20 protein-coding genes and 1 pseudogene are annotated in these 21473 nt (G+C 71.6%); 6 read left to right on the forward strand and 15 right to left on the reverse strand.

Translation table 11 applies throughout. From position 1 onward, the window contains the following. Positions 1–47 precede the first annotated feature (47 nt). Entirely contained in the window at positions 48–1073 is a 1026-nt protein-coding gene (locus ACZ4UU_RS29430) for a zinc-dependent alcohol dehydrogenase (protein ID WP_471906390.1), read from the reverse strand. Between the two features lie 53 nt (positions 1074–1126). After that, a pseudogene (locus tag ACZ4UU_RS29435) lies at positions 1127–1704 on the reverse strand (IclR family transcriptional regulator domain-containing protein). 47 nt (positions 1705–1751) lie between these two features. Between ACZ4UU_RS29435 and ACZ4UU_RS29440 the strand changes: the two are divergent. Continuing rightward, positions 1752–3467 carry an IlvD/Edd family dehydratase gene (locus ACZ4UU_RS29440; RefSeq protein ID WP_471906391.1) on the forward strand — a complete coding sequence of 572 codons (1716 nt, stop codon included), beginning with the start codon at positions 1752–1754 and terminating at the stop codon, positions 3465–3467. 103 nt (positions 3468–3570) lie between these two features. Here ACZ4UU_RS29440 and ACZ4UU_RS29445 read toward each other — a convergent pair whose 3' ends face one another. The 3 genes from ACZ4UU_RS29445 to ACZ4UU_RS29455 all read right to left on the reverse strand — a co-directional run bounded on the left by ACZ4UU_RS29445 (position 3571) and on the right by ACZ4UU_RS29455 (position 5731). Then, the gene (locus ACZ4UU_RS29445; protein WP_471906392.1) at positions 3571–4065 is read right to left on the reverse strand and encodes a peptidylprolyl isomerase; all 495 of its coding nucleotides are present in this window, start codon (positions 4063–4065) and stop codon (positions 3571–3573) included. An 82-nt stretch (positions 4066–4147) separates the two neighbouring features. Further along, positions 4148–5137 carry an esterase/lipase family protein gene (locus ACZ4UU_RS29450; RefSeq protein ID WP_471906393.1) on the reverse strand — a complete coding sequence of 330 codons (990 nt, stop codon included), beginning with the start codon at positions 5135–5137 and terminating at the stop codon, positions 4148–4150. 135 nt (positions 5138–5272) lie between these two features. Beyond that, on the reverse strand, positions 5273–5731 hold the full coding sequence (locus ACZ4UU_RS29455) for a VOC family protein (protein WP_471906394.1): 459 nt from the start codon (positions 5729–5731) through the stop codon (positions 5273–5275). A gap of 121 nt (positions 5732–5852) precedes the next feature. On the opposite strand from ACZ4UU_RS29455, the gene ACZ4UU_RS29460 reads away from it, so the two are divergent. Further along, on the forward strand, positions 5853–6416 hold the full coding sequence (locus ACZ4UU_RS29460; protein ID WP_471906395.1) for a P-loop nucleotide/nucleoside kinase family protein: 564 nt from the start codon (positions 5853–5855) through the stop codon (positions 6414–6416). A gap of 177 nt (positions 6417–6593) precedes the next feature. On the opposite strand, the gene ACZ4UU_RS29465 is transcribed toward ACZ4UU_RS29460, so the two are convergent. Together ACZ4UU_RS29465 and ACZ4UU_RS29470 are read right to left on the reverse strand one after the other, a co-directional pair. Further along, positions 6594–7283 carry a GAF and ANTAR domain-containing protein gene (locus tag ACZ4UU_RS29465; protein ID WP_471906396.1) on the reverse strand — a complete coding sequence of 230 codons (690 nt, stop codon included), beginning with the start codon at positions 7281–7283 and terminating at the stop codon, positions 6594–6596. Positions 7284–7333: 50 nt separating this feature from the next. Then, positions 7334–8020 (reverse strand): HAD family hydrolase, encoded by a 687-nt coding sequence (locus tag ACZ4UU_RS29470; RefSeq protein WP_471906397.1) that lies wholly within the window; start codon positions 8018–8020, stop codon positions 7334–7336. A 231-nt stretch (positions 8021–8251) separates the two neighbouring features. Here ACZ4UU_RS29470 and ACZ4UU_RS29475 point away from each other — a divergent pair, with 231 nt between their 5' ends. After that, positions 8252–9748 carry a HEAT repeat domain-containing protein gene (locus tag ACZ4UU_RS29475; RefSeq protein ID WP_471906398.1) on the forward strand — a complete coding sequence of 499 codons (1497 nt, stop codon included), beginning with the start codon at positions 8252–8254 and terminating at the stop codon, positions 9746–9748. Between the two features lie 12 nt (positions 9749–9760). Here ACZ4UU_RS29475 and ACZ4UU_RS29480 read toward each other — a convergent pair whose 3' ends face one another. The 4 genes from ACZ4UU_RS29480 to ACZ4UU_RS29495 form a co-directional block, all read right to left on the reverse strand. Next, positions 9761–11227 carry an APC family permease gene (locus ACZ4UU_RS29480; protein WP_471906399.1) on the reverse strand — a complete coding sequence of 489 codons (1467 nt, stop codon included), beginning with the start codon at positions 11225–11227 and terminating at the stop codon, positions 9761–9763. Then, positions 11224–12795, reverse strand: a complete 1572-nt coding sequence (locus ACZ4UU_RS29485; protein WP_471906400.1) for a GMC family oxidoreductase — start codon at positions 12793–12795, stop codon at positions 11224–11226. The genes ACZ4UU_RS29480 and ACZ4UU_RS29485 overlap by 4 nt, the downstream gene beginning before the upstream one ends. Before the next feature lie 75 nt (positions 12796–12870). Continuing rightward, on the reverse strand, positions 12871–14337 hold the full coding sequence (locus ACZ4UU_RS29490) for an aldehyde dehydrogenase family protein (RefSeq protein WP_471906401.1): 1467 nt from the start codon (positions 14335–14337) through the stop codon (positions 12871–12873). Positions 14338–14501: 164 nt separating this feature from the next. Continuing rightward, positions 14502–15389 carry a DMT family transporter gene (locus tag ACZ4UU_RS29495; protein WP_471906515.1) on the reverse strand — a complete coding sequence of 296 codons (888 nt, stop codon included), beginning with the start codon at positions 15387–15389 and terminating at the stop codon, positions 14502–14504. Positions 15390–15532: 143 nt separating this feature from the next. Between ACZ4UU_RS29495 and ACZ4UU_RS29500 the strand changes: the two genes are divergently transcribed. After that, entirely contained in the window at positions 15533–16222 is a 690-nt protein-coding gene (locus ACZ4UU_RS29500; RefSeq protein WP_471906402.1) for an FUSC family protein, read from the forward strand. A gap of 82 nt (positions 16223–16304) precedes the next feature. Here ACZ4UU_RS29500 and ACZ4UU_RS29505 read toward each other — a convergent pair whose 3' ends face one another. Both ACZ4UU_RS29505 and ACZ4UU_RS29510 read right to left on the reverse strand, forming a co-directional pair. After that, positions 16305–16763: a nuclear transport factor 2 family protein gene (locus tag ACZ4UU_RS29505; protein ID WP_471906403.1), complete on the reverse strand. Its 459-nt coding sequence runs from the start codon at positions 16761–16763 to the stop codon at positions 16305–16307. Positions 16764–16899: 136 nt separating this feature from the next. After that, the gene (locus ACZ4UU_RS29510) at positions 16900–17493 is read right to left on the reverse strand and encodes a DUF4291 domain-containing protein (RefSeq protein WP_471906404.1); all 594 of its coding nucleotides are present in this window, start codon (positions 17491–17493) and stop codon (positions 16900–16902) included. Positions 17494–17600: 107 nt separating this feature from the next. On the opposite strand from ACZ4UU_RS29510, the gene ACZ4UU_RS29515 reads away from it, so the two are divergent. Next, positions 17601–17981 (forward strand): SpoIIE family protein phosphatase, encoded by a 381-nt coding sequence (locus ACZ4UU_RS29515; protein ID WP_471906405.1) that lies wholly within the window; start codon positions 17601–17603, stop codon positions 17979–17981. 38 nt (positions 17982–18019) lie between these two features. Here ACZ4UU_RS29515 and ACZ4UU_RS29520 read toward each other — a convergent pair whose 3' ends face one another. Both ACZ4UU_RS29520 and ACZ4UU_RS29525 read right to left on the reverse strand, forming a co-directional pair. Then, a complete protein-coding gene (locus ACZ4UU_RS29520; protein WP_471906406.1) occupies positions 18020–19087 on the reverse strand; it encodes a methyltransferase in 1068 nt (355 codons plus the stop codon). Between the two features lie 49 nt (positions 19088–19136). Beyond that, positions 19137–19964: a helix-turn-helix domain-containing protein gene (locus ACZ4UU_RS29525; protein ID WP_471906407.1), complete on the reverse strand. Its 828-nt coding sequence runs from the start codon at positions 19962–19964 to the stop codon at positions 19137–19139. 144 nt (positions 19965–20108) lie between these two features. Here ACZ4UU_RS29525 and ACZ4UU_RS29530 point away from each other — a divergent pair, with 144 nt between their 5' ends. Then, complete coding sequence (locus ACZ4UU_RS29530) at positions 20109–21431, forward strand: DUF418 domain-containing protein (RefSeq protein WP_471906408.1); 1323 nt, start codon at positions 20109–20111, stop codon at positions 21429–21431. Positions 21432–21473: the final 42 nt, after the last annotated feature.

Genomic DNA, 21473 nt, shown 5'->3' on the forward strand with positions numbered 1-21473 from the left:
GGAAGCCTGACGGGGCCGGCGCTACGAACCCGTGCTGCACGTTCGTGTCACTGGTCAACCAAGCTTCGGGGGTCCACATGGATCTTGGGGCCGGGGCCGGCGCCCCGTGGTCGTGCGCCCGCGAGGACCGGGCCGACCGCGTCGAGGCCGACGGTGGCCGCGACGAGGGGGCGGGGGTCGACCGTGCCGGAGGCGTAGGCCCGGATGGTGGCGTCCAGGCCGGGGGAGGCGGAGAGGATGCCCACCGCCGTCACGTCCTTCAGCGCGAGCGTCCGGGTGTCGATGCGGCTCGGCAGGCCGGCCAGCCCGATGTAGACGAGGCGGCCGGACGGCTCGACCAACTCCAGTGCCTTCTCCGGCAGATGGGCCGCGTTCGAGGCATCGACGACCGCGTCGAAGGGAAGATCCGGAAGGGAGCGCTCGTCCCACACGTACTCGAAGCCCAGTTCCCGGGCGAACGCGGGGGAGGCGTCGGCACGGTCCAGGAGGTGTACCTCCACTCCCGTGGCCCGCAGGAACATCGCGACCAGGAGGCCGATGGTCCCGGGCCCCAGGACGAGGGCACGGTCCCCGGCCCTGGTGGTGGCCGCCCGGGCCGCGCGCAGGGCGTTGCCGCCCGGCTCCACCAGCGCCCCGAGCACGGCGTCGACCGAGTCGGGCAGGGCGTGCAACGACGATGCCGGTACCGCGAGTCGCTCCGCGAGAGCACCGGCCCGCGCCCCGCGGATCCCGACCTCCTGGCGCTGCTCGCACACGTGCTGACGGCCCCGGACACAGCGTCGGCAACCGCCGCAGCCGAGCATCGTGTCACCCATGACACGGCGTCCGATCCAGCCGGGGTCGACGCCGTCACCGACCGCCGCCACCCGCCCCGCCCACTCGTGGCCCGGCCGCATCGGGTAGTGGGAGTGCCCTTGACGGAGGTAGGCCATGGCACCGGTGAAGAACTCCATGTCGGTGCCGCACACGCCGACCCGCTCGACGTCGACGACGACCTCGCCGGGCACGGCCACGGGCTCCGGGACTTCCTGGACCTCGTACGTGCCGGGGGCGGTCAGGACGAACGCGCGCATGAGACGACCGGTGCGGTGCGGCGGAAGAAGTACACGATGGTCGCTCTCCAAGGTCAGGAGTCGGGTTCGGCGAGCGGGCCGAGCACGGCGCGTATCTCGTCACGGGCGTCGACGAGGGAGCCCAGCGGGGTCCGGTAGGCCGGCGCGTTGACGCTCACCGCCCCGGCGGGGACCGTGGGCGAGTTCGGACAGACGGCGAGCGCGAGACAGTTGACGCCGGTCTGGTTCTCCTGGTCGTCGACGCCGTAACCCCTCTCGCGCGTGGCCGTCAGTTCGACGGCGGTGGTGTGCTCGGGGTCGCGCCCGCCGATCGTCGACGTCAGCCGCACGGCGCCGGTGGGCGGGTCGACCTTGGAGCGGTGGACGACCTCGCGGCCGTCGAGCACCGCGTAGTGCGCGGCCTCGCCGAACCGTCGCGCCAGCGCGTCGAGCACGGGTCGCAGCCGGACCTGCTCGGGTCGCGCCTCGTGGTGGGCGAACGCCAGCCGCAGGAACATGTCCCCCCGTACGTAGCGGCCACGGTCGTCCTGCCCAGCACGCGGTCCGCACCCACAAGACGGTTGCCGCCGACGGCGGTTGGCGGGTCGGCGCCGGGGTCTGTCGATCCGCCGTACGGCTGCGTATGCTCCATGGCGTTCCAGACTGTAGACCTCCGTACCGACTGCCGGAAGAGGTCCCATGGTGAGCCTGCGCAGCGCACACTGGTACGAGGGGCCAGACCGCAACGCCTACATCCACCGTGCGTGGATGCGCAGAGGCGTGCCCGGTGACGCTTTCACCGGCCGGCCGCAGATCGCCATCGCCAACACGGCCTCGGACCTGACCCCGTGCAACACCCATCTCGACGAGGTCGCCTCCTCGGTCCGCGACGGCGTGTACGAGGCGGGCGGCATCCCGCTGGACCTGCCCGTGGTGTCGCTCGGCGAGACCAACGTGCGCCCCACCGCCATGCTCTGGCGCAACATGGCCGCGATGGCCACGGAGGAGATGCTGCGGGCCAACCCCGTCGATGGCGTCGTCCTGCTGGGCGGCTGCGACAAGACCATCCCGTCGCTGCTGATGGCCGCGACCTCGGTGGACCTGCCCGCCGTCGTCGTGCCCGGCGGTCCGATGCTCACCGGAACCTTCCGGGGCACCCCGCTCGGCTGCGGCACCGACGTGTGGCGGCTGTCGGAGGAGGTGCGCGCCGGGGCGCTCTCGCAGGAGCAGTTCACCCGCTCCGAGTCGGCGATGATCCGCAGCCGCGGCCACTGCAACACCATGGGCACCGCCTCCACCATGGCGCTGGTCGCCGAGGCCCTCGGCACGGTCGTCCCCGGTGTGGCCGGGACCCCGGCGCCCGACAGCCGACTGCTGGAGGCCGCGCACCACACCGGCCGTCTGGCCGTCGACATGGTGGGCGCCGACCGGCGGCCCGGCTCCTTCCTCACCAAGGCCTCCTTCCACAACGCGATCGTCGCCCTGGCCGCCGTAGGCGGCTCCACCAACGCCGTCGTCCACCTCCTGGCCATCGCCGGCCGACTGGGCGTCGACCTCTCCCTCGACGACTTCGACCGCATCGGCTCCCGCGTCCCGGTCCTGGTCGACCTCCAGCCGGCCGGCCGCTTCCTCATGGAGGACTTCCACCGCGCCGGCGGCCTGCTCGCCGTCCTGCGCGAGGTCCGCGACCTGCTCGACCCCGACGCCCTCACCGTCACCGGCAAACCCTTGGTCGACGCGCTCGACGACGCCCCGATCTGGGACACCGACGTCATCCGCAGGCGAGCCGAACCCCTGGTCGCCGAAGGCGGTATCGCCGTCCTGCGCGGCAACCTCGCCCCCGACGGCGCCATCGTCAAACCGGCCGCCGCCTCCCCGCACCTGCTGCGCCACCGCGGCCGGGCCGTCGTCTTCGACTCCATCGAGGACTTCCACGCCCGCATCGACGATCCGGACCTGGACGTCGACGCCGACTCCGTCCTCGTCCTGCGCGGCTGCGGACCCAAGGGCTACCCGGGCATGCCCGAGGTCTCCAACATGCCCCTGCCGAAGAAAATCCTCGAACAGGGCGTCCGTGACATGGTCCGCGTCTGCGACGGCCGGATGAGCGGCACGGCGTACGGCACGGTCGTCCTGCACGTGACGCCGGAAGCGGCGGCGGGCGGGCCGCTGGCCCTCGTCCGCACCGGGGACTTCGTCGTCCTGGACGTCGCGGCCCGCCGTATCGACGTCGACGTACCCGCCGACGAACTCGCCCGCAGAAGCCCGAGCGCGGCCACGGTCGAGGCCTACGCCCACCCGCGGCGCGGCTGGGAGCGCCTCTACGTCGACCACGTCCTGCAGGCCGACACCGGCGCCGACCTCGACTTCCTGCTCGGATCCAGCGGTTCGCAGGTGAGCCGCGAGTCGCACTGACCGCGGACGGCCCGCCAACGGCCGGAATGGGAACAGGTCCATCAGGCCCGTGGTGCGGGCCTGATGGACCTGGGTGGAAACCGGATATGCGGTTACGGCTGGGTCAGGCGACGACGCCGCAGTCGTCGATGACGATCTTCTCGCTCGTCGAGCCGGAGCGGCTGCCCAGCGCCTCGACGGCCTTGACCACGTCCTCGCCCTCGACGACCTCGCCGAAGACGACGTGCTTGCCGTCCAGCCACGGCGTGACCACGGTGGTGATGAAGAACTGCGAGCCGTTGGTGCCCGGGCCCGCGTTGGCCATGCTGAGCAGGAACGGCCGGTCGTGCTTCAGCTGGAAGTTCTCGTCGGCGAACGTCTCACCGTAGATGCTCTTGCCACCGGTGCCGTTGCCGTTGGTGAAGTCACCGCCCTGGAGCATGAACTCGGGGATGACCCGGTGGAAGGGGGCACCCTTGTACCCGAAGCCGTGCTGACCGGTCGCCAGCTCGCGGAAGTTGCGTGCCGTCTTGGGCACCACGTCGTCGAACAGCCGGAAGACAATGCGGCCGAGATCCTTGCCACCAGCCGAAACCTTGAAGAACACGTTCTCGCTCATGACCTTGATTCTCCACAAGAGGGGGGCCCAGGTCGAACCGGCGGGGTGTCGCGCGCCGCGAGGCGGGCCACCGGCCGACGTTTCAGCCGCCGAGCAGCGGCGCCGAGAGACGGCAGTCCACGGGCTCGGCGTGCGCGGGGTCGAGGGCGTTGAGGACGAGCTGCATGGCGTTGGAGTCGTAGGCGATCGAGATGTGCTCGGAGAGGTCCAGAGGACAGACGTCCTGGATCGTGATGTTGCGCACCTTCGCACCCTTCCCCGCCGTGAGGAACTGGTTGGAGTACGGCGTGACCACCTCGTCGTACCGGGTCGCGATGACCGTGTAGTCGACGCCCGGCTGTGTGTCGCCGCCCCGATCCAGTTTCCTGTTCACCTCGGACCCCACCATCTGGTCCGCGTACGCCTGTCCTGCCAGGGCGGACACGGTCTCGTTGAGGCCGAGCGCGGTGGTGAGGGTGCCCAGGCCGGACACGGAGGCGCCGTGGTTGGACGGAGCCAGTCCGACGAGTCTGCGCACCTTGTTGCGCGACGGCTTCGCCGGGTTCGTACCCCCTTCGAAGCGCAGATACCAGCGGGGTAGTACACCGCCGCCCTGGGAGTGCCCCACCAGGTCGACCTGCCGGGCACCGGTCGCGTCGAGCACCCGGTCGACGAAGCGGGCGATCTCGCGGGCCGAGTCGGGGACATGGCCCGTGGCCTTGAACGGAACTCCCGGCTTCCCGCCGTAGTTCGGCGCGAAGACGCAGTACCCCTCGTCCTTCAGCTGCGGTGACAGCATGCCCCAGTTCATGTGGGCGTTCGTCAGGGTCGCGTGCAGCAGGACGACGGGGCGGGGGTGCGCTGCGGTCGGCCGGCACTTCCAGTCGTTGGCGCCCGGCGGCGGGGCGTCCGGCTGGAGGGTCCCCCGGATGAGGGCCGCGGGGGCGGCGACGGCTCCCTCGGGCGGGGTCGGGCCGTCGGCCGCGCCCGCGGTGCCCGGGAGACCGAGGGCCAGAGCCGTGACAGCGCCGATCGTCGCCCACCAGGTGAACAGGCGGGAACGCGGCGCAGGCCGGGCAGGGCGATGGGACATACTTCCGCTCCTCGTCAGGGTCGGTCACGAACGGACGACCAAGATCCTCGGGGAGCGACAGCCGGGGCCGTGGCCGAACCGCACCCAAGACCCCCGTCCGAGTAGCGGCTTTCATTCTTGCGGCTCTGCCGCGGGCTACCAGGTCTGCTTCTGTGTGACACCGATGACGTATCCGTTGGGGTCGGTGAAATAGAAGAGCTTCTGCCCCTGGCGCTCCATGACGTCCTTCTGGACGGTGACCAGCGGGCGGATCTTCTCGACGTAGGTGTCGAAGTCGTCGACGGCCAGGTAGAACATGCCGAAGGCGCCGACGGGCGTGTCCTGGAGGACCGGGAGCCAGCCGCGCAGGTGCTCGGCGCGGTAGACCATCAGCGCGAACTCGCCCTCGAAGAGCAGGATGCGGAGGTCGTCGTCCGGGTCGTCGCCGCCGGGCAGGGCGGTGAAGCCCAACTGCTCGTAGTAGTCGCAGGTCGCCTGGGTGTCGGGCACACCCAGGCACGGTGAGATGGCGGGAGCCTTCAAGAGGAACCACTCCTTCACGGAAGACAGCGGGCACAGGCCCGCGCCGCGGGCGACCGAGCGTGCTTCGGACATCTTCGCTGGTCGAAGGTGCCGGGCGCCGCCTCCGCGGGGCTGTTCGGGTGGTCCGCGTTCGGCTGGGTCGCCAGGAAAAAACACATTGCCGGTCACCGGTCGCGCTGGCACGATCGCGGGCGTGATCACTACTGGGACGGGGACGCGGGACTGTGTGATCGTCACGGGGATGCCGGGGGCGGGGAAGTCGACGGTGACCCGGCTCATCGCCGCACGCCTGCCGCGCTCGGCCCGGCTCGACGGCGACTTCGTCGGCAGGCTGATCGTCAGCGGTCGCGTGGGAGCCCTCTGCGAACCCGCCGAGGAGGCGGCGCGGCAGGTGGAGCTCTGCAACCGCAACCTGTGCACCCTGGCGAACAACTTCTCCGACGCGGGCTTCACCCCCGTGATCGACTGGGTTGTCCCCGACCGAGCGCAGCTGGACTTCTTCCTGTCGCTCCTCCCGGCTCGACGCGTGCTGTTCGTCGTTCTCGCGCCGGGCATCGAGATGTGCCGGTACCGCAACTCCATCCGTGATCCACGGGAACAGTTCGCCTTCGACGGCTACGAGGATCTCGAAGCCCGGATGCGGCGCGAGCTCGGCGACGCCGGATGGTGGCTGGACAGCGCGGCCCTCACCGCCGAGGAGACCGCCGACGTCGTCCTCCGGGAAGCCGGCCGGCGTGCCCTGGTGAGCCGTCGCTGACTGCCACCTCACGGATGAGGCACAGTCCGGGAGCTGACAATGCCTGCGGTCGGACCGCGTGAAACCCGTGAGGCTGGGGACTTGGCGGTTAGGTCGGGCTGAGCTGCGTTCCCCTTGGGGGCCGGCCCGGCCAGGCTCCTCTGGTTCAGACCACGAGCTGGGGGAGCCGCCCGCGGGTCATGAGAGGCTGCCGTACTCACAGATCTGCCGGGCGACCTCGCGGAGTTTGACGTTGTTCTCCTGCGAGTACCGGCGCAGCGTGTCGAATGCCTGTTTCTCGGTGAGCTGGTGGCTGCCCATGAGGATGCCCATGGCCTCGCCGATCATGTGACGGGTGGCGACCGCCCGTTCCATCTGGGAGTGCGTGCGGGCGCTGGAGAAGGCGACGGCGGCGTGGGAGGCCAGCAGCCAGCCGGCCAGCTCGCTGACCTCGGTGAACGCGCCCGGCTTGCGCGAGTAGACGTTCAGCGCGCCGAACTCCTCGTCCTCGGTGTACAGCAGGAAGCCCATCATGCTGCCCACTCCGAGCTGGTTGGCCTGAGGGGCGAAATCCGGCCAGCTCGGCTGTTCTTGGGTGAAGTCCGGAATACGGAAGACCCGCTCGCCCTCCTTGATGCGGGCGGCGTCGAAGCACGGCCCCTCGCCCAACCGCTCCTGCAGCCGGTCACTCGCCGTGACCAGCTCGTCCGTGGGTGCCAGCGTATGGACCTCCCCGCCGCTCAGGACCAGGATGCCGGCCGCGTCACAGCCCTCCACCAGCTCGGTCGCCGAGCCGGTGATCCGTTCCAGGGTCGCATCGACGGACTCCTGGGCGAGAAGATCCCGCGCCATCGCCGCCATGTCCTGCGCGAACCGAGCCCAGTCCATCGCGTCCTCCACCTCCGGGTGCGCCCGGGGCCAGTCGTCTACTCAGCATGTCACGTACGCCTTGGTACGAGCGGCCGGCGGCCCAGCTCCCTCGCCCAGCCCAGCAGCTCGGGCTCGGTCAGGCTGGTGCCCAGCCAGTCGTGGTCGAGGTCCGTCCCGGGGAGGGACGGGACGACGGCCACGTGGAGGCCGGCGGAACGGGCGGAGGTGATGCCGGTGGCCGAGTCCTCGAAGGCGACGGTGCGGTTCGGGGCGGCGCCGATCGCTGCGCACGCCGTGAGGTAGAGGTCCGGTGCGGGCTTGGGGGAGCGCACCTCGTCGGCGGCGAACGTGCGGGTGAAGCAGTCGCTGAGCCCGGCCGATTCGAGGGCGATGTCCAGCAGCTCGCGTGGGCTGTTGCTGGCCACCGCGATGGGGACGCGCGCCCGGCAGGCGCGCACCAACTCCACCGCTCCGGGGAGGGCCGTGGCGCCCCGGGCAAGCTCGCCGCGGACCCTTTCGACGAGTTCGGCACAGATTTCCGCAGCGGCTCCGGGCCGCCCGAAGTGGTCGGCCATGGCCTGCCCCGCGGCTTCCAAGGTGCGGCCGATGACCAGGGCTTTCTGTGCGGGGCCGAAGGGCAGGCCGTGTGCGGCGAAGATCGCGGTTTCCGCCACGGTCCAGCAGTCTTCGGTGTTGACCAGGAGCCCGTCGCAGTCGAAGACCACGGCCTCCGCGTCGGTGGGAAGCGAGCGCATGTGTTGCCCCTTTCGCCCGGGTGATGCTGAAGCGGCCCGCTCGGACGACGGACGCCGGAGCAGGATGATCACGAGCGATCACCCTAGGTCTCCACGGCATGGAAACTCCACGTTTCTGCCCGAAATCGGGCAGGATTTTCGACCTTGCGGCCCATTTTTACATCGACGTGCCACGCCTCTGCGCCGGTACAACCTCTGGCCCACTCACCTGTCCAACTCACCGGGGTGTTCATGGGATCGGAACAGCAGATCGCCTTCTTCCTGCGGGAGTTGAAGGCCGGCGACACCTGGCGGCGAGCGGCCGCGGCGAAAGGGCTGGGCAGGGTCGGTCGGGACGAGCACGCGTGGGTGCTCGTCGCATCGGCCGACGACCGTGCGCCCGAGGTGCGTGAGGCCGTGGCCGCGGGACTCGGCCGACTCGGGGTCGCGGAGGCGGGCCGCAGGGTGCTGCCTGAACTGATGGGCGACGAGGACCCGTGGGTACGGCGCCGGGCCGCACGCGCCGCGATCCGGCTCGGACTCGACGGCCCGGCGATCGTGGACGCCTACTCGCGCCTGCTCCGCGACCCTGACCGGCACTTGAGGATCAACGCCCTCGATGGTTTGGGCGCCTTGGGCCTGCCTGGGCACGTTCCCGCGCTGGTGGCCCTCCTGGGCGACCCGGACTCCGCCGTGCGGGGACGCGCCCGCGTCCTGCTGCACCGCCTACGGGACGCCCCGGGCGTCGGCGCCGAGGTGGTGCGTACGGCCCAGCAGGGCGCGGACGACGCTCGTGTACGGGCTCTCGAACTGCTTCCCGGGGAGTGGACCGAGCGCCTCCACGATGCGCTGATCACGGGGCTCCGCGATGCGTCCGCCCCAGTGCGGATCGCGGTGGCCGCCCGGTTGTCGGACGTCGAGGCCGCACAGACGCGGGACGCCCTGGTTCAGGCGCTGGAGACGGAACGGGACGCGAATGTCGCGGCCGCCCTGCTGCGCGGGCTCGGTCGGCGTGGCGAGGAACGCGTGAGCGGGCCCGCGGCACGATGGCTCGGCGATGCCGCCGCCGGTCCCTCGGCCGCGTATGCCCTGGGAGCCGCCGGGACATGGGCCGCCGCCGGGGTACTGCGCACCGCCGTCAAAGACCCCGCGCTGCCCGGCCGTACGCGTGCGGCGGTCGCGAAAGCCATCGGGCGGGCGGGCCGATGGGACGCCGTCTGGCTGCTGCTTCCACTGCTGGACGACCCCGACGGCGAGGTGCGCGCGGGCGCGGTGGACGGTCTGGACACGCTGGTGGACGACGGACTGCGCCTTTGGGAACGCCGGTCCGTGGCCCGGGCGTTGGTCGCCCACCTCGCCGCCGACCCCGACACGGTCTGGGAGACGCACAACGCGCTGATCGGCCTCGCGGAAGCGCTGCCCGGCCTGCGCCGGACAGCGGACCGGACCCCTTCGGCCGACGTCCGGGCCGCCGCGCTCTCGCTCCTCGACACGCACAACGCCACCGACGACGACACCGGAACCGACCTGGCCCGGTTCGTGCACGCCCTGGACGACCCGGTCGCGACGGTCCGCTTCCACGCCACGGAAGGACTGGCCCACTGGCTGGCGGACACCGGGACACGGCCCCAGGCCGATGCGCGGCTGCGCGCCCGGCTCACCGCGCTCGCCTCGGACGACTCGGAATCGACCGCCACCCGCGCGGCCGCCGCCGACGCGCTCCGAGCGCTGGACGAGTGCCAGCCCTGACGGCGGACCAACTCAGCTGTCCGGCACGGCGTCGCCCGAAGGCGCGTTGCCACGGCCGTAGTGGTGCGTGGTGAACATGTAGAGCAGACCCGTGCCCAGCACCACAGCGCCGCAGAGCAGGACGATCCAGTTCTCCCACCACGGCTTCTCCGGCGTACGGGCCCAGCAGATGTTGACGATCGCGAAGACGCCGTAGGCCAGTGCCCCGATGTTCACCGCGAGGCCCCAGCGGCCCAGCGTGAACTCCCCTGCCGGACGCCAGCCCTTGAGCCGGGCCCGCAGCGCGGCCAGGACCACCATCTGGAACGAGGCGTAGATGCCGAGGATCGCGAACGACACGATGTTGGTGAGGGCGTCCTCGGAGAACAGCGAGGCGAACGCGATGAGCAGCGGCACCGCGGCGGCCACCAGCAGGGCGTAGCCAGGCACCGCGCGGGCGTGCGCGAACCGCCGCAGCAACTGGTGCCCGACGATCATCTCGTCCCGGGCGTACGAGTAGATGAGCCGCCCTGCCGCCGCCTGGAGGCTGATCGTGCAGGACAGGAAAGAGATCAGCACCACCGCCATCACCAGCCGGGCCCCGGTCTCGCCCATGGCGTCGTACAGCACGTCCACCACCGGGTCGGCCTGCTCGCCCGAGATGACCGCGCCGTAGTCCGTGACCGACAGCAGCAGCGACATACAGGTGAACGTGGCCGCCGCGCCGCCGATGTAGATGGTGCGGCGCATCGCCCTCGGGATGACACGGCCCGGGTGGGCGACCTCCTCGGCGGTGTCGCCGCACGCCTCGAAGCCGTAGTACTGGTAGAAGCCGATGATGGCCGCGGCGAGGAACACCGGCAGGTAGGAGCCGTCCCCTTCGGTGCCGTAGGTGTCGAAGACGACGCCGAGGCCGTGGTGGCGGTGGGTGGACAGCAGGTAGATGCCGACGATCAGGGCGCCGATGAGCTCGCCGGCGAAGCCGATCACGGCCGCCGCCGACAGCGCCTTGGTGCCCATGTAGTTGATGAGGACGGCGACGACGATGAGCACCGCTGTGCACAGCACGGTGTTGTGCACGGAGGTCTTGAAGCCGAAGAGGATGGCGATGTAGGGGCCGGCACCGTAGGCGACCGAGGTGATGGTCACCAGCAGCGCCCACATGTACACCCAACCCGTCATCCACGCCCAGCGTTTGCCCCACAGCCGCCGCGCCCACGGGTACACACCGCCGGCGATGGGGTACTGCGCGACGACCTCGCCGAAGATCAGCGCGACCAGGAACTGACCGCAGCCCGCGAGTACGAACGCCCAGATCATCGGTGGTCCGCCCGCGGCGAGCGCGGTGCCGAAGAGCGTGTAGGTGCTCACCACCGGGGAGAGGTAGGTGAAGCCGAGGGCGAAGTTCGCCCACGGTCCCATGTCCTTGCGGAACTCCGAGCCGGGCTCCCCGCCGGGGGCGGCGGACGCGGGGGCGGACGGCCGCTGCGGGCCGGTCACCGCCCGGCCTCCCGTGCCGCCGGTCCGGCGCGGCCGGTGATCAGGTCGGCGGCGCGTTCCGCGGCGAGCAGGACCGTCACCATCGGGTTGATGGTGGGCATCGTCGGGAACACCGACGCGTCCACGATGCGTACGCCCTCGAAGCCGCGCAGTCTCAACTCCGGGTCGCAGACGGCCATGCGGTCGTCCGGGGCACCCATACGGCACGTGCCCGCCGGATGGTAGACGGTGTGCGCGGCGCGCCGCCCGTACTCCGACAGGTCGGCGTCGGAGACGATGTCCGGGCCGGGCGCGACCTCACGGACCAGCCAGTCGCGCAACGGGTCGGTCGCGGCCACCTCGCGGGCTACTCTCAGCCCGTCCACGATCGTGCGCTCATCGTGGCCCTCGGGGTCGGTGAAGTACCGGAAGTCCAGGGCGGGTTGCTCGGCCGGGTCGGCGCTGCGCAGCCACATCCGGCCCGTCGAGCGGGCCCGCGGCACGTTCGGCGTCATGCACACTCCGTACCGCGGCACGGGGTAGCCCAGCCGTTCGGTGTTGACGGTGAACGGCACCTGGTAGAAGTGGAACATCAGGTCCGGCCGTGACCTGCCCTTGTCGCGGCGCAGGAACAAGCCGGCGTCCGAGTCCATCGCGGAGTTGGGCGGCAGCGGACCCGCGGTCTCCCAGACGATCACGGACTCGGGGTGGTCCAGCAGGTTCTCGCCCACGCCGGGCAGGTCGGCCCGTACGTCGATGCCCAGGTCGCGCAGGTCGTCGGCCGGACCGATGCCGGAGAGCAGCAGCAGGCGCGGGGTGTCGACGGCGCCCGCGCACAGCAGGAGTTCACGCTCCGCCCGCACCGTGGCAGGCCGGCCGTCGGCGTCGCGGACGGCGACCCTGGTCAGCCGCCCCGCCTCGTCCGTGAGCAACCGATGGGCCCAGGTCTCCAGGAGCAGGGCCAGGTTGGGCCGGTCCAGGACGGGGTGGAGGTAGGCGACCGAAGCGGAGGAACGCAGGTTGCCCTCCGGCTGGTAGGCCAGCGAGAAGAAGCCGACTCCGTCGGCGAAGGGTTCGGCGTTGAAGTCGTCGACGACGGGGACGCCGAGCGCGCGGGCGGCCGCGGTGACGAAGTCCTTGGCGATGGGGTTACGGTCCGCCTCGGCGACCGGGACGATCTCGGTGAGCAGCCGGTCGCGGTAGGGCAGGATCGTCGCCGGGTCCCAGCCGGAGCAGCCCCGGCTCACCCAGTCGTCCAGGTCCTGCGGCAGCGGCATGAAGCTGATCAGCGTGTTGTGCGAGGAGCAGCCGCCCAGCACGCGGGCCCGTGAGTGCAGGATGTGGGAGTTGCCGCGCGGCTGCTCGACGGTGGTGTAGCCGTAGTCGAACTCCGAGCCGAGCAGATTGATCCAGTTGCGCAGACGCAGGATGCGCTCGTCGCCGACATCGCTGGGGCCGCCCTCGATGACACAGACGCGGCAGTCGGGGTTCTCGCTCAGCCGGGCGGCGAGCACACAGCCGGCGGTGCCGCCGCCGACGACGACGTAGTCGTAGGCGGACTCGGCGCCGTGCGCGGGAGTGGTGGCCATGCGGTGCCTTTCTTCGATGGCCGGTGCGCCACGGGTTGATCCGGGCCGGCCCCGGCGGACGGCGGGGTTGTCCGGTCAGCCCTTGAACCAGCCGGAGGGGGCGGGGGAGAGGTTCTGGTAGATGTGCTTGGCCTCCTGGTACTCGCGCAGCCCCGTGGGACCGAGCTCGCGCCCGACGCCGGAGCGGCCGAAGCCGCCCCACTCGGCCTGCGGTACGTAGGGGTGGAAGTCGTTGATCCACACGGTGCCGTGCCTCAGCCGCTGGGCGACCCGCTGGGCGCGGCTCGCGTCGGACGTCCACACGCCGCCGGCCAGGCCGTAGCGGGTGTCGTTGGCCAGTTCCACCGCCTCGTCCTCGGAGCGGAATCGCTCGACGGTGACCACCGGGCCGAAGACCTCCTCCTGGACGATGCGCATGGACCGGTCGCAGTCGGCGAAGATCGTCGGCAGCAGGAAGAAGCCGCGGCTCAGCGCCGGGTCGTCGGGCCGGGCACCGCCGGCGACGAGCCGGGCGCCCTCCTCCTGACCGATGGCGATGTACCGCTCGACCTTCTCGCGGTGCTCGGCGGAGCTGAGCGGACCGCTCTCCGTGCCCTCCTCCAGGCCGTTGCCGAGCCGGATCGCCCGGGCACGGCCGGCGTAGGCCTCGACGAACCGGTCGTGCAGCGAGTCCTCGACGAGCAGCCGCGAACCGGCCGAGCAGACCTGCCCCGAGTGCAGGAAGGCGGCGTCCAGCGCGTGGTCCACGGCGGCGTCGAAGTCGGCGTCCGCGAACACGATGTTGGGGTTCTTGCCGCCGAGTTCGAGGGCGATGTTCCGCGGCCCCTCGGAGGCGCTGGCCATGATGGCGCGTCCGGTGTTCAGGCCGCCCGTGAAGGACACCAGGTCGACCTCGGGATGGCTGGTCAGGGCCGCGCCGACCCTCGCCCCGGAGCCCAGCACCAGGTTGGCGACGCCGGGCGGTGCGCCGGCCTCCTCGATCAGCCGGATCATGGCGATCGTGGTGAGCGGGGTGGTCTCGCTCGGCTTGAGGACGAAGGTGTTGCCGGCCGCGAGCGCCGGGGCGACCTTCCAGGAGGCCTGCAACAGGGGGTAGTTCCAGGGCGCGATGAGCGCGCAGACGCCGACCGGCTGGTAGACGACACGGCTCAGGACGTCCGGCCCGACGTCCACGACCCGGCCGCCGTCCTTGCCCGCGAGCTCGGCGAAGTAGCGGAAGGCGTTCGCCACGTCCTCCACGTCGATACGGGCCTCGGTCAGCGTCTTGCCGGTGTCGAGGGTCTCGGTGCGGGCGATGTCCTCCCTGTCGCGCAGCAGCAGGTCCCGGACACGCAGCAGAAGGTCGGCACGGTGACGGGAGGGAGCGTGCGCCCAGTCCTCCTCGACGAACGCACGCCGCGCGGCACGCACCGCGCGATCCACGTCGGCGGCGTCGGCCTCGTCGACGCTGGTGACCACCGAGGCGTCGTACGGGTTGACCACCTCCCGCCGCCCACCCGCAGCCGCCTGTGTCCACTCGCCGTCGATGTACAGCTCACCCACCGCGGGGCCTCCTTCGCATCCGCCCGGTGCCGATCGCCTCGACGGTCAGCAACATGGCCCATCGAACGGGCGGCGGCCACGGGACGCACCGCCACCCGGGCGTCCTGACGGTGCAGAGGACCCGGGTGGGCTAGGGACATCGCGTCACGTCACACCGGCACCCGCTACCCCCTCCGGGGCTCCTCCTCCGGCGCCACCAGCGCCCGAGTCAGCGGGATCCGCGACAGGGCGAGCACCCCGGCGGCGATCAGAGCGACACCGAACAACTGGGGCAGCAGCCACCACCCCGAGCGGATCTCCTCCTCGTACAGGGTGATGCCGAGGGTGAGGCTCACCAGTGCGTCGCCGAGGGTGAGCGCGGGCTGCGAGGCGACCAGCGGGCCGGCCTGCATCGCGTGCTCCAGCAGGAACAGCGCGCAGACCCCGGTCGCGGCGAACGCGTACGTCTGCCAGGCGGAGAAGAATCCCGCTGCTCCCCGCTCCTCGAGGATGTGCGTGGCCGCCTTCATCAGCGCCGCGGTCATCGCGTAGCTGATCGCCGTCGCGGCACCCAGACACGCCGCCCGGGCGCGGCCTTCCGGGCGCCGCAGGGCGGCCAGAGCGAGGGCGACGACCAGCCCCATGCACACGGCGAGCGCGGGGACCCAGCGGTCCAGCGCCACATGGGTGCGGTTGCCGGTGGGGGACGCGGCGAAGAGCGCGACCGCCAGCCCCGCCACCACCACCGTCACGGCCAGCCAGCCCTTGCCCGGCAGATGCCGGTGCATCAGCAGTGAGGCCACGACGAGGGTGAGCGGCAGCTCCAGCACGAACAACGGCTGCACGATCGTCAGCGGCCCGGTGGCGAGCGCCAGCGCCTGGCAGACGGCGGCGGCGATCACCGCGAGGATGCCGGCCAGCCAGACGGGCCGTCGCAGCAGGTCGAGCATCAGCCCGGCCCGCAGCCCTTCGGAGCGCGGCACGGTGAGCGCCGCCTTGCGCTGGAGCACTGTCGCGACGGCGTTGCTGAGGGCCGCGCAGAGCGCGAAGACGACGGAGAGCGGGGTGTGCAGCGGGGCCACCTCCCGGATCGGCGGAGGGTGCGAAGGGACGCGGATGCGAGGGGGAGCCGGGCGGCGTTCCCTGTCACGGTACGGCCCGCGCATTCTGGGCGGGCGAGGCCACCGACGTCTACGCAGCGCCGCTGGTCCCCGTCATGTTGCTGGCCTTCACCGTGGGACCGATCGCCGGCGTCGCCTGGGCCCAAGGGCTGTTCACACTCGTCGTCTCCACCGCCTTCGCCCAGTTCGCGCCGGTCACCTGGCGGATCGGCGAGGTCCGGGTCGTGGACGTCCTCACCGGCTCCTGCATCGGCCTGCTCTGCGGGGTCCTGGCCTGGCCGGCCGGAGCGGCCACCGAGGTCCGGCGCGGCATGACCACGCTGCTCCGGGAGGCCGCGCCCCTCATCCCGGCCACGGTGGCGGCCACACTGCCCACTTCTGCGCCACAGGTGTCATCGGCGCACCGGGAAGGCCCTGAGGACAGCGAGCGCACCCGTCGGGAAACACGGCACCGGTTGCGGCTCGCCGAGGCGGCCTACGCCCAGTACCGCAGCGAACCCGCGAGCCACCACGACGACGCCCCCGACTGGCCCGCCGCCCTCAACTTCGCCATCCACACCCTGGTCGGCGCCAACTGGCTGCCGAGCATCGCGGCGCGCGCCCTCGACCGCGAAGTGCCCGACGCCGTGGCGAGGTGGGCCCGCGAGGCGGCCGAGTCGACGGCCACCGCGGCCACCGGGCGGCCTGCTTCCCGCCCGGCGGCATCCGGATGCCGCCGCCGCACATCCCGTATACGTCCGCCATCGCCCCGGACGCCCAGGTCCTACCGCTGTTGCCGGCCCTGACGGCCGTCGAGAACTGGCTCGTCACCCTGCGGGCGGACCTGCAAGCGATGAACGACGGAACGCCACCCCGAGGCGCGTGCCGTCACGGGGCGCAGGCCTGGGCGATCGACAGGCTGTTCTCGTACAGGTGATGCCGGGTGATCCGGCCGTCCTCGACGGTCAGGTGCAGCGCGAACGGCCCCTCGAAGCTCTTGCCCGTGGCCCGTACCGTCCCGGACAAGTGCCCCATGAGCACGGCGTCGGTGCCGTCGACGAGAAAGGTGTCGACGCAGGCACGCGCGTCCTCGGGGACGGTGTGCTCCGTCAACTCCGTGAACTGGGCGGCGCACTCGGCGGCCGTGGACCGTGGCCGGATCCACGGGACACCGGGGTTCTCGGCGAGCAGCCAGTCGACGTCCTCGGCGAAGAGCGCGACGAGCCGCCCGGTGTCACCGGCCAGACGGGCGGCGACGAACTCCTGCACTACGGACCGGGTGACGTCGGCGACGGACGCCGTGGCCGACGCCGAACCTGCCGTGGACGGGGTGGACTTGACGGACATGGCGCTCTCCTCGCGGCTGCGGGCGGATTCCGCGGGCTCCCGTGCGCGTCGGCACCGGTCCCGTGTCGGTGTGCTCGAATCCTGCCGGGGGAGGTCAGAGCCGTCGATTACCTCTGACGTCATGGCATCGGGGGACTCATGGGCGCAGGTGGTCCAGGAGCCCGTCGGGCGTGGGGTAGGCGGATTCCTGGGGGAGGAGCCGCTGGGCGGCGTCCAGGTCTCCGGCCCGCACGTGCCGGTGGATCTCGTGCGCGAGGGGCGTGATGTCGGTGATGGAGAGCGTCCACTCGTCCGCGTAGCGGTGCGCGGTCTCGCCGGAGAGCCCGAGCTGCAGGGAGCGGTGGGGAAGGGGCCGCAGACGCATGTCGCGCTCAGGGTCCCATTGGACACGCGCCGGGGCCTTCCTCATCTGCCGCTTCCAGTCGGCTTGGTCGGAGTGCAGTCCGCGCTCGTAGTGGGACAGGCAGGCGTGCTCCAACGCCCACTCGAAGCCCTCGCGGGCGATCTCGACCGCGAGGACGGTCTGCTGGCCCTCCTTGGTGGCCCACCCGCAGCGGTACATCATCCAGAGGAACGACGGCTTGATCCACGTCATCCGGTCACGCTTCCAGGCCGCCGGGAACCGGCCTTCAGCGGCTGCCGGCAGGCCGATCTGCGGAGCGTAGGCCTGGTAGACGGTGATCGTGGAGTCGGTGTGGCGGGCGCGGATCCGGTACTTGAGTTCTGGCACAGGCACAGCCTGGGACTTCGGTTTGACATGCGCCAGCGGATTGACCGAGCCGGGAAGTGACCGCATGACCGCGACGCCGAGATGCCTGCCCGTCGTCAGGCTCCAGGGTGGGCATCCCCGCTCCCCCCGCTGCTCTCCCGCCCGCCCGCGACCGACGACTGCTCGTCGACGCTTTGGAGCGGGAGCCCGGCCCGCCGATGGGACTGCCGTCCCTGTTGACCGACTCCTCGCGGGACGCACGAGGTCGCCCTCCAACCCGGCGACGGGTGCTGCTGTACACCGACGGCGTCACCGAGTCCCGTACCCGCGACGGCGGCCTGTTCGGGTTGGAGCACTACGCCGACTACATCATCCGCGCCACCGCCGCGGGCGAACTGGCGCCGGAAACCCTGCGGCGGCTGATCCACTCGATCCTGGACGCCCAGCCCGGGCGTCTTCGCGACGACGCGACGCTGCTGCTGTTCGAGTGGCGGCCGCCGACCCGGTGACCGCGGGACCCCGGCCGGCCTTCTCCCGGCGAGGACTCCTACGAAGCGGGCCTCGCTTCGAGGAGGGAGAAGGGCTCGGCGTCGGCGAGCGGGGTGCTCGACGTGAGCGTCAGGCCGGCCCGACGGCACAGGTTCTGGAAGTCCTCGCGGGTACGTTCCCGGCCGCCGAGGTTGACGAGCATGTTGAGGTCGCTCAGGTAGGTGATCGCGTCCTCGGCGAGGCCGGCCCCGGTGTGGGTGTCGGCGACTTCGGGGAGCAGGGGTTCCACGATGAGAAGGAGGCCGTCGGGCGGCAGGGCGGCCCGGCAGTGGCTGAGGACGGTGACTGCTTGGTCGTCGGTCCAGTCGTGCAGGACGCTCTTCATCAGACAGAGGTCGGACCCCTCGGGCACGGAGGTGAAGAAGTCCCCGGCGACCAGGGAGCAGCGTTCCTTCAGCCCGTGCCGTTCCAGTGTGGAAGGTGCCTGCGCCAGGCCCTCGGCGGTGTCGAGGACCACGCCGGTGAGGTGCGGATACGCGGTGAGTACGCCGGCCAGCAGGGTCGCGTCGCCCCCGCCGACATCGGTGACGGAGGTGAAACGGCTGAAGTCGTAGGCGTGGGGGAGCGCCGCGGCGGTCTCGGACACGGCCTGGCTCATGGCCGCGTTGAACTCGCCGGAAAGTTCGGGGCTTTGGCCGAGGTGGGAGAAGAAGTCGGTGCCGAAGACGGTGTCGAAGGCGGGCCGGCCGGTGCGGATGCTGTCGTCCAGATGTTCCCAGGCACGCACGACGGCCGGTTCGGTGAACACCCGCACGAACGAGGAGAGGGAACCGGGGCGGTGCCGGTGGAGGAGAGCACCCGCGCCGGTCACGGAGTAGGTGCCGGGGGTGTGTTCGTTCAGCATGCCGAGACCGGTGAGCGCGCGCAGCAGCCGGGTCATGGGCTGCTGCCCGGCTCCGGCCTCGGCGGCGACATCGGCCGCGGTGCGCGGTGTGTCGCCGATGCGCTCGACCACCCTCAGCCGGACGGCCGCACGCAGGGTCTGCGCGGCCATGGTGCCGAAGACGAGTCGCACGATCCGGTCACGGTCGGCTGTGCTCACTGCCGGGGCGTCGGTGTTCGCCACGGATTTCTTCCCTTCCTTCGATGGGGTCCCGTTTCGGTTCGGGCGGGTCTCAGCGGGCGGTCGTCGTGCTGCCGACGAGGGCGCCCGGTGTGCGTCCGGCGTGCGTGAACACGTCGCGGTGGAGGTGGGACTGGTCGGTGTAACCGCAGGCGAGGGCGACATCGGCGGCGCTGTGACCCGAACTCAGCGCCCGCGCGGCACGGTCGAAGCGGACCAGCATGGCGGCGCGCTTCGGGGTGAGGCCGACCTGGTCCGTGAACCTGGCCCACAGCCGCTTTCGGCTCCATCCGCAGGACGCGGCGAGGTCGTCGACGCGGACCCGGCCCCGGCGGGCGACGATGGTCTCCCAGGCGGCGGCGACCTCGACCGCCACCGACGGCGCCCGGGCGGCCCGCCCGGCGAGGAACTCGTCGGTCAGCGCGAGGCGTTCCTGCCAGGTCGAGGCCTCGGCCAGCCGCTCCCGCAGACGCCGCTCCTGACACCCCCACAGGTCCGCGAGACCGGTGACGGACCCGACGAGTTCGCGCGGGGAGACCCCGAGCACCCGGTAGGCGGCCGGCGGCGAGAGACGGATCTCGACACACTCGACACCCCGGCCACGAATACGGGCCTGACCGGGCGCCAACCCGGCGACCAGGCTGTTCACCGGTTGCCGCCCCGTGGCACTGTCCACGCGGAGCGGCTCGTCCCCGAGCCCGACGACGACGATCACCGCGGGCTGGGGAAGTACGTGCAGATCCAGTCCGGCGGCGATCCGGTCGCGGAATCCGGCCATCCGGACGCCGTCCAGTGACGTACCGCCGAGCGGGTGGGCGACTTCCCAGCCGCTCGCGGCATCAAGATCCGTGGGCGCGGGCGCCACGTCGTAGCTGCGCATGCCTCCACGGTCGCCGACGTCGGGGCGCCCTGTCTTGGACGAATGTTCCCCGCCCGCCTTTGACGGCGGGCTCCATACTTTGGTCGGTCGCGCCGAGACCGAAGGCGGATGTCCCGGTACCGGATGCCTTCCTAGCGTGGCGGTGTGACGACAACCGACGCCGACACCGCAGACAGCGCAGGAGTATCCGACAGCGCAGGAGCCGCCGACAGCGCCACGAAGGCACGGCCGCCGCGCGGCGCCGTGCGCAGTGGGGAACGGGCGCTCGCACCCGATCTGGCACGAGGCATCATGCTCTTGCTGATCGTCGTGTCCAACACCGCGTTCCACCTCTGGGCGGCTCGCCACGGCCCCTCGGGGTGGCAGCCGGTCGACGGTTCCTGGGCGGACCGGGCGGCGCAGTTCACCATGATCACCGCGCTGGACCTGCGGGTGTACCCGCTCTTCGCGTTCCTCTTCGGCTACGGCATGACGCAGCTCTACCTGCGTCAGGTCGAGGCCGGGGCCACCGGGCGCGCCGCCGTCGGCATCCTGCGCCGCCGCAGCCTCTGGCTGATCGTCATCGGGCTGTCGCACGCCACGCTGCTGATGGCCGGTGACATCGTCGGCTACTACGGCGTGCTGAGCCTCGTCCTGGGGCTGCTCTTCGTCAGGCGCAGCGAACGCGCGCTGAAATGGTGGATCGGCATCGCGGCCGTACAACTGCTGCTCATATCGGCGTTGCCCGTCGTCACGGCCCTGCTGCGGGGCGAGTTGGGATCCCTGGGGGACGCGTCGGCTGAGCCGGGCCTCGTGGCGTACGCGTCGGGCGAGGAGAGCTTCCTCGCGGCGATGGGCACCCGACTTACGACCGGCCTGTTCGTCACCTTCGTCGCCGCCCCCTTGGCACTCGTCGGCGGGGGCTACCTGGTGTTCCTCCTCGGCTTCTGGGCGGCCCGCCGACGCGTCCTCGAGGAGCCCGGGCGGCATCTGCGCCTGCTGCGCCGCACCGCGGTCGGCGGGATCGCGATCGGCTGGCTGGGCGCGCTGCCGGCCGCGCTCGCCCACGTCGGAGCGCTGGACGTGCCGGACGACGCACAGAGCGAGGAAGGGGTGCTCACCATTCTTCGCGACGTGACCGGGAACGCCGCCGGGATCGGCTACGTCGCCGCCGTCGCGCTCTTCGCCCACTGGTGGGCCGGCCGACGCCCCGGCAAGGGCGATGGACGGCTCGGGAAGACGGTCGTGGCGGTCTCAGCGGTGGGCAAGCGGTCGCTGTCCTGCTACCTCGCCCACTCGCTGATGTTCTCCCCACTGCTCGCGGCCTGGGGCCTCGGTCTCGGTGAGCACCTGACCAGCGCCACCATGGTGCTCTTCGCGGGCGGCGTCTGGCTGGTGACGGTCGTCGGCGCGTACGCACTGGAACGCGCCGGGCGGCAGGGGCCGATGGAGACGGTTCTGCGACGGCTGGTGTACCGCCGCGCCTGACCCGGACGCGGATACCTGACGTATCAGCGTCCACGGAGGCCT

This window comes from Streptomyces sp. NPDC028907 (genome assembly GCF_055564995.1).

Coding starts and splice junctions, on each gene's coding strand:
- ACZ4UU_RS29475 (WP_471906398.1), top strand. CDS start 8,252: ATGGGATCGGAACAGCAGATCGCCTTCTTCCTGCGGGAGTTGAAGGCC.
- ACZ4UU_RS29465 (WP_471906396.1), bottom strand. CDS start 7,283: ATGGACTGGGCTCGGTTCGCGCAGGACATGGCGGCGATGGCGCGGGAT.
- ACZ4UU_RS29440 (WP_471906391.1), top strand. CDS start 1,752: ATGGTGAGCCTGCGCAGCGCACACTGGTACGAGGGGCCAGACCGCAAC.
- ACZ4UU_RS29450 (WP_471906393.1), bottom strand. CDS start 5,137: ATGTCCCATCGCCCTGCCCGGCCTGCGCCGCGTTCCCGCCTGTTCACC.
- ACZ4UU_RS29500 (WP_471906402.1), top strand. CDS start 15,533: ATGTTGCTGGCCTTCACCGTGGGACCGATCGCCGGCGTCGCCTGGGCC.
- ACZ4UU_RS29430 (WP_471906390.1), bottom strand. CDS start 1,073: ATGCGCGCGTTCGTCCTGACCGCCCCCGGCACGTACGAGGTCCAGGAA.
- ACZ4UU_RS29455 (WP_471906394.1), bottom strand. CDS start 5,731: ATGTCCGAAGCACGCTCGGTCGCCCGCGGCGCGGGCCTGTGCCCGCTG.
- ACZ4UU_RS29505 (WP_471906403.1), bottom strand. CDS start 16,763: ATGTCCGTCAAGTCCACCCCGTCCACGGCAGGTTCGGCGTCGGCCACG.
- ACZ4UU_RS29445 (WP_471906392.1), bottom strand. CDS start 4,065: ATGAGCGAGAACGTGTTCTTCAAGGTTTCGGCTGGTGGCAAGGATCTC.
- ACZ4UU_RS29470 (WP_471906397.1), bottom strand. CDS start 8,020: ATGCGCTCGCTTCCCACCGACGCGGAGGCCGTGGTCTTCGACTGCGAC.
- ACZ4UU_RS29485 (WP_471906400.1), bottom strand. CDS start 12,795: ATGGCCACCACTCCCGCGCACGGCGCCGAGTCCGCCTACGACTACGTC.
- ACZ4UU_RS29525 (WP_471906407.1), bottom strand. CDS start 19,964: ATGCGCAGCTACGACGTGGCGCCCGCGCCCACGGATCTTGATGCCGCG.